Below are 6,658 nucleotides of genomic sequence, written 5' to 3'. Positions count from 1 at the left end.
CGGGACGGCTTGGCTGTGTCTGACTGAGGAGCGAAGGCGAGCAATAACACGGGCTGTGGATTTTTATTTTTGCCTACCTGCCGGAGGCTCATCAATCAATCAAAAATAAAAATAGGAACAGCCGTGAGGAGCAGCGCAACGAAGCAAGTGGAGTAAAAAGCAAATCGGCCTTGTGTGTCGGCTAAATAGTGTAACGGTTTAAGGCGCGGGGATTTGCTTTTTACGCAAGCGCAGTCTGAGAGAGCAGCGGACGAACACCGATTTTACCTTGCTGTTTTTTGGGAGTGGCTAAATGCCCGACCAAAAACATTTACCATCATGGCGGGTGGATTTGTGCGGTGGGTTTTTAGCGTGACAGATATCTCTTTCTGATATTTTCAGGATGTTTACTCATGTTGAAGATGTCCGTAACATAAACAGTTTCTCCCTCCTGTAGATATATGATCTTATAATCTCCTTCAAGAACAAAACGATGTCCTTGGTTAAGGTTGCGGAGTTCTTCAACTATACGACCTCTGCTGGCAAGGGTGGACAATGTTGCTGCCCTATCCAATATTTTATCTACTACCTGTTGGGCTTTACTTTTAGGAAAACGGCAGTGTATCTCCCGAAGGCTTTCTTCGGCAAGATCAGTTAGTTCTACAGTCATTTAATTACCAGTTCCTTGCCTCTTTCCGAAGTTGCTCAATGCTTTTAGTGCGCCCTTCTTTTATAGATTGGTTAGAGGCTTCAGCGCGGGCAACCAGTTCAGATTGGTTAATAGTTTCTCCATTTCCCTTATAACCAACTGTAGCTTCACCGCTTTCTTTCAATATTGCTTTAATTCTGGCAATAATGTTAAGATCCTGAACTCTCGCAAGTTGCTCTATTAGAAAAAGCTTTTCTGACTGGATATCCATATGACCTTGTTTTGATTTATGTAAAGATAACATTTTCATTCTTACTTTTGGTTTCATTATAGCCCCTACACATTGCAGGGGCTTTCTTCTGGCTCTCTATTCAAATTGCTGCTGCCATTGCTGGTGGTGTGCATGGTGGAAGCACTCATTTAGCTGCTGCAATGCAAAGCAGGTGCCTTGCACATCGTGGCGGCATATCTCATCATTTTCAAGGTAATGGAGCAGGTAAACGGCTTTGGATAATTCAAGGCTTAGTGCGGCATAGTCGCCAGCGTAGTTGTTTTCTATGTGTTCTTTGAGCTCTTGCAGCTCGATAAGGTTTAATGTTTTCATTTTTGTGACTTTTGGAAGTTAAAGAACCCGCCTTAGCCCTTCCACCGCGCCACAATGGGCGGCCTAGATCGTTTCCTGACTAGAAGCATAGCGGGTATGTTTAATTTTATAGCAAACGTGCTTATTGTGGCTTTTGGAAGTAAAATTATCTAATTCAATGCTCTTTGCCTATGGGCTTCTGCTTTTACTGGTCATGGCTATTCTTTTTTATTCTTCTTCTTTTCTATTCATTGGATGGAAGCGGTCAATATCTGCCTGTAGGCCTTCGATGTCGTTGCGCTGGTAGAGTTCGGTGCTTAGTATTTTTCTATGGCCTGCCATGTATTGCACTTCTCTCAGGTTGTATTGTCGCAGCCAGTGGGTGATCACGCTGGCGCGGATGTGTCGCAGGGATTGCAGTTGTGGCTCTTGCTTGCGCAGGCGTTTAGGAAGCCTTCGCAGGGACTGGTTAAAATGGGCGTAGCCGGTAACCAGTAATTGGTCGCTGTCTTCCTGCTTAAAGTGGTATTGCAGTTCTTGTCGGGTCTGGTTGATGTAGCGGTCTAGTTCTATGATCTGGACGGCTTGCAGGGCGAGGTTTCTGCCTGCATGGGTACGGCTGCTTTTTACGGTTATTTTCCCTCCCAATACGTCTACATCCTGTACCCTGAGTTGTGACAGGGCGGTGCTGTCAAGGCCTTGGAAGGCCATTAGCCCAACGGTTATTTTGTTGCGTATGGCCGAGGCTTTGGCGGTAGGTTTTGTTTTGCGGCTGGCATTGATATCAAAGTTGTGGTACAGGTTGTCGAGTTGCTGACGGCTGAGTATGGCGTATAGCTTCCTGTTGTTGGGGGCTTTAATATCAAGGTAACGGGCAGGGTTTTGGTCTATGACTTCTGTTTGTACCAGCGCTTCGAAGTAGTGGGTTATGGCTATCATGCAGCCTTGTATCGTTTTTTGGGTCACTTTCCCTTTCCGGCTGGCTATATAGTCCAACAACTCACTGTAGGTAATATATTCTATTTCCATATGTTTGTTTTCTGCCCACCTGATAAAGTGTTCACAAAAATGGTGGTAGCTGTCGATCGTGCTTTTTGAGCAGCCTCTATTTTGCAGGTATGTGGTATATAATTGCTGGTTATCCATAAACTTTTTCCATTAAGTCAACCTTCGCCAAAGCTTTGTTCGACAAGGTGTGTGTAAACCTGGGTGCTTTCCAGTGAGGCGTGGCCTAAGAAGCGGGACACGTGTTCGAGGCTCATGCCGTGGTATAGCAGGTGGGTGGCGATGCTGTGCCGCAGGACGTGCAGGTGCAACGGCATTTGTTGCAGGGTGGTGTCCCCGCTGTAGTGTTGCAGTGCTTTCAGGCGGTTGTTTAAGAGGTTGCCGCCCGCCCTTTGTCCTTTGTAGTTCAGGAAAAAGGCGTCTTCTGTTCCTGTGCGCATTAATACTGGCCTGCCTTCATAGTGGTAGTTTTGCAGGTGGTTTGCTGCGCTTTGGTTTAGGGGTACAAAGCGGGGTTTGCCGCCTTTGCCTTTTCTTACTTCCAGCAAACGGCTGTCGTAATGGAGGTCTGAGAGGTTCAGGTTTTCGCCTTCTGTCCTGCGTAGTCCGCAATCATAAAATACGGCCAACAGGGCTTTGTCCCGAAGGGCAAGGGCGGGACGGTCGGAACGGTGATAGGTTTCTTCCTGGGCTTCTACCCGCAGGTCGGCGGCTTGGTAGAGTTTTTTTACCTGTGCTAAAGTGAGGGGTGTAATGGTTTCGGGGTTGGGGGTTTCTTTGGGGATGCCTGACGGGGGGATCTCTATCCTTGCTTGTTTGCGCAGGTATTCCAGTAGTCTGTCTATGGCGTTCAGGTGGGCATTCAGGTAGTTGTTGGAGAGGCTACCGCCTTGCCGCTGGTGGCTCCTTTGGGAGAGTGCCTGGTAATAGGTTTTGATCATGGGGATGTCTATCTGGTTAATTTGGGTGTAGCCGTTCTTTTCCATATAGTGCAGGAACTCGCGGATGTAGGTGGGGAATGTTTTTACGGTGCTTGGGGCGTAGCCTAGTATGTCGAGCCATTGGCCGTAGCTCTTTTCGAGGTATCGGAAGGCTGGGGTTTGAAGGGGTAGTTTTCTCATTTTTAATTTTGCTCCGGTATGTGTTTTGGTTTTGGGGTGAACTTCTTCGGTTTTATGGGTTTGCTGCTTGTTTTGGCTTTTATGTGGTTCATTTTTTACTTTGAACTTCTTTCGGGCTTCTTGGTCTGCTTCCCTTTGGTTTGTTGTGTTTTCAGGGTGGTAACTATCTCATCCAGTATGCTTTGTATCTTTTTTGTCCGCTGGTGCTGGTCTTCGTGGCTGGTGACTTCGTAGGCGTAACCGTTCTTTTTGTCTCCTTTTATTTTGCGTACCAGTCCCCATTCCTGCAGGGCGATCATGTAGCGTTTCTGGTTGCTGGCGTTGACTCTCAGGGCTTGTCGGGCGGATATGTTGGTGAAGCTGTTTTTGTCTTCTTCTGTCAGCCATCTTTTCAGTTGTTCGAAGTAGCTGCGGGTGGCGCCGTTCAGTTCGTCTGATTTGCGTAGTAATACTTCCTGCATCAGGTGGTTGGCGGCTTCGATGTCTTCAAGGGTGGTTTCGATGTATTCTTCTCCGGTTTCTTTGTCGTATTGCTTTTCTCGCTGGTATTGGTGGTAGAAGGTGACGGCTTCTATAAAGGCTAAGTAGTGGGCGTTGGTTCTTCTGGGTTTGAATACTTCTTCGGGGATGTGAAGGGATTCTGCGTAGGGGTTCCTGACTTGCACGGGTTTCAGGATGCGTTGGGTGTCTTTCAGTAGTTCTGCTATGTGGCGTTGGGCTGCTTTGTCTATTCGTCCGGCTGAGTCAGCGCGCTGGTAGTCCATGATTTTCCTGTCTTGTTCTTTGCTTTCGTCTATGTAGATCAGGAATGAGCGGTTGGCGTTGTCTTCGTAGATGGATTCGCGGGTGGTGCAGCCTGCTACGCATACGGGGCCTTCTACTTTCAGGGTGATGGTTTTGGTTTCGCCTCTGGTGTTTTTTACGACTACGGTTTTGGTCACTTTCTTTTTGCTGATGATCTCGCGCAAGGGGTAAAGTACGTCTTCGGCTCCGTCAAGGTCTTCGATCAGGATGAGTTTGTTTTTTAGTTCGTGCTGGCCGAAGTAATAGAAGGCGTTGCCGCTCAGGGTGGTGATCTCGAGTTTGTCTTCTTCGGGGATCAGTGCGCCCACGGTTTCCTGTAGGTGGGTTTTGCCTATGCCGGAGCTGCCGAGGCTAATGACTTGCAGGGGGCTTGTCCTTTTGCGGCTGGTAAAGATCAGGTACATTAACAGGCGGTTGTTTTCTTCGCCGATCACGCCGGCACGGCCTATGTCTTCCATTGTCCTTTGCATCAGGTTCGGGGCTGACAGGTAGAGTTCTGCGGCTTTGGTCTCTTCGGGGGTAAGGTATTTCTTTTGGTTGTGACCTGCGGATGCTATGCGCTCTATTTCATGCATCCGGTAGTCTTCAAGGGCTTCGGTCAGGCTGGCCAGTGCTTCGTTTACTATACTGGTGCCGGTTTCCAGTCTTTCGGCTACTCTCCGGACGAGTTTTTCTACTTGGATGTTGTTGTACAGGTCGAGGTTGTGCCGGATGGCTTGCTGCTCTTCTGATTTGATTTTAAGGGTGGCGCGCATCCTGTCCAGCCCTTCGAGGCGGATGCCGCCTAGTACGGTGATTTCCAAGGGTGGGTGTTCATAGGTGATATGGTCGGGGTTCGCGGTGTTGAATGATGTGTTTTTTTGGTTTGCCATAAAAAAATATTTTTGCTACATATTTGCAGCACAATGCTACAAAAAAGCAAAACTAATTCCAATCAATTTGCCGCACAATATCTCGTTTATGTAGCATAAAACTGGTGATTCTGCCGCTCTTTTGCTACTTTTACCCTTCAAACACTCTATTTAAGCAATATTATGAGCAGTCTTGGGGACAGAATAAAACAACTAAGGAAAGAGATGGGCATGTCGCAATCGGAGCTGGCCGACAGGGTTGGTATTTCTTATGCGCAGATAGGAAGGTATGAGACCAAGGACGCTCAGCCACCGGCCAAAACTTTAACGGCCATTGCGGATGCTTTAGGAGTTTCACCAGATTTCCTGATCTATGGCTCTTCTTCTGAAAAGGCTAAAACCAAGCTCTCTGACCCTGAACTGATCAACCAGTTTAAGGCCATTGAAGAGATGGACGAAGAGGATAGGAATGTTATCAAAAAACTTATCGATGCTTTTATTACTAAAAAGCATATTCAAAGATTGGCGCAATAGTCTATGTTAAGTTTTTTCGAAAAAACCTGGGACTTCTATGTCAGCCTCCTGTTTCACCAGCACAATATAGCAATCAGTATTGCTACAATTTCCGCTACTATCGCCCTACTAACTTTTTTAATCAATTTTGTATTTAAACCTTCGTTCTCTTGGACAAAAAGGCGCTTTGCTAATATTAAAGTTGAAACTACAATCTATCAACAATTCATTCAAACTGTCGGTGTAAGCCAATTAGAAACGGGGGATCCTAAATTTACTGTTGTAGTCACTAATACAAGCCCTTCAAACAAATTCATAAAAAATATTTCTATTCGAACTTCTCAAAAAATAGATAATCAACGTTACTGGTATCCAATTGTTAACACAGGATCATTTCCAGTGCGGTTAGAACCTGGTCAGCAATATTCATACAACTTCTCAATAAGTTCTCTACACAATGCTTTTCTGAACGATCTGAACAAAAACAGTACTCTCAAAGTCTTGGTTACTGATACGTTTAATAAAAAATACTACTCTAAAAAAGTTAAGGTATCAACCTTAACCACTAATCTTGAAGTTGCTAAAAATTTTAAATAAAACTACACACTAACAAGTGTAAGCACCCCCGAAAATAGGACAGTTTAAAAGTAGAGAAAACAACTTAAATTTGAACTGTTTTTATGAAAAGGAAAAGATTTTCACCCCAGCAGATTGCCAGCATCTTAAAAGAGTTTGATGCAGGAAAAACGGCAGCAGAGATCAGTCGTGAACACGGCGTTAGCCAGGCTTCATTTTACAAATGGCGTCAGCGCTTTGGCGGAATGGAAGCTTCAGAGCTTCGCAAGTTGAAGGACCTTGAGGAAGAAAACCGAAGGTTAAAACATATGTATACTGAACTGGCCCTTGATCTCAAACTTGCTAAAGAGATTATAGAAAAAAAGCTTTAAAGCCCTGTCATAAAAAGCAGCTCGTTAAAGAAGTACAGAAGGAACTGAACTGTGGCATCAGCAGGGCGTGCCGTGTGCTAAATCTAGCCAAATCGGTATATTATTATCAGTCTATTAAGAATGATGAGCCTATAATATCAGCATTGCAGGCAAAGGCTGAGCAATTTCCTCGCGAAGGTTTTTGGAAAGCATTTAATCGCCTCAGA

Annotated in this window: 8 protein-coding genes and 1 pseudogene; 3 read left to right on the top strand and 6 right to left on the bottom strand. The window is 45.6% G+C overall.

Annotated elements, in window-relative coordinates; all coding sequences use genetic code 11:
• Positions 1-346: 346 nt before the first annotated feature.
• The 6 genes from JMN32_RS10600 to JMN32_RS10575 form a co-directional block, all read right to left on the bottom strand.
• Complete coding sequence (locus JMN32_RS10600) at positions 347-649, bottom strand: type II toxin-antitoxin system RelE/ParE family toxin (RefSeq protein WP_202856311.1); 303 nt, start codon at positions 647-649, stop codon at positions 347-349.
• Between the two features lie 4 nt (positions 650-653).
• Complete coding sequence (locus JMN32_RS10595; protein WP_238354431.1) at positions 654-899, bottom strand: hypothetical protein; 246 nt, start codon at positions 897-899, stop codon at positions 654-656.
• Positions 900-995: 96 nt separating this feature from the next.
• The gene (locus tag JMN32_RS10590; RefSeq protein ID WP_202856309.1) at positions 996-1,232 is read right to left on the bottom strand and encodes a hypothetical protein; all 237 of its coding nucleotides are present in this window, start codon (positions 1,230-1,232) and stop codon (positions 996-998) included.
• A gap of 207 nt (positions 1,233-1,439) precedes the next feature.
• Entirely contained in the window at positions 1,440-2,357 is a 918-nt protein-coding gene (locus tag JMN32_RS10585; protein ID WP_202856308.1) for a tyrosine-type recombinase/integrase, read from the bottom strand.
• A 17-nt stretch (positions 2,358-2,374) separates the two neighbouring features.
• Complete coding sequence (locus tag JMN32_RS10580) at positions 2,375-3,337, bottom strand: tyrosine-type recombinase/integrase (RefSeq protein WP_202856307.1); 963 nt, start codon at positions 3,335-3,337, stop codon at positions 2,375-2,377.
• A gap of 95 nt (positions 3,338-3,432) precedes the next feature.
• Positions 3,433-5,013, bottom strand: a complete 1,581-nt coding sequence (locus tag JMN32_RS10575) for a hypothetical protein (protein ID WP_202856306.1) — start codon at positions 5,011-5,013, stop codon at positions 3,433-3,435.
• Between the two features lie 162 nt (positions 5,014-5,175).
• Between JMN32_RS10575 and JMN32_RS10570 the strand changes: the two genes are divergently transcribed.
• From JMN32_RS10570 to JMN32_RS27330, 3 genes and pseudogenes are all read left to right on the top strand, one after another.
• Positions 5,176-5,526: a helix-turn-helix domain-containing protein gene (locus JMN32_RS10570; RefSeq protein WP_202856305.1), complete on the top strand. Its 351-nt coding sequence runs from the start codon at positions 5,176-5,178 to the stop codon at positions 5,524-5,526.
• 3 nt (positions 5,527-5,529) lie between these two features.
• A complete protein-coding gene (locus tag JMN32_RS10565) occupies positions 5,530-6,102 on the top strand; it encodes a hypothetical protein (RefSeq protein WP_202856304.1) in 573 nt (190 codons plus the stop codon).
• An 83-nt stretch (positions 6,103-6,185) separates the two neighbouring features.
• Positions 6,186-6,658 (top strand): annotated as a pseudogene (locus tag JMN32_RS27330) (transposase); the annotation flags it as partial.

This window comes from Fulvivirga marina (assembly GCF_016775155.1).
Classification (GTDB): domain Bacteria; phylum Bacteroidota; class Bacteroidia; order Cytophagales; family Cyclobacteriaceae; genus Fulvivirga; species Fulvivirga marina.
This window is presented reverse-complemented; position numbering and strand designations above follow the sequence as displayed.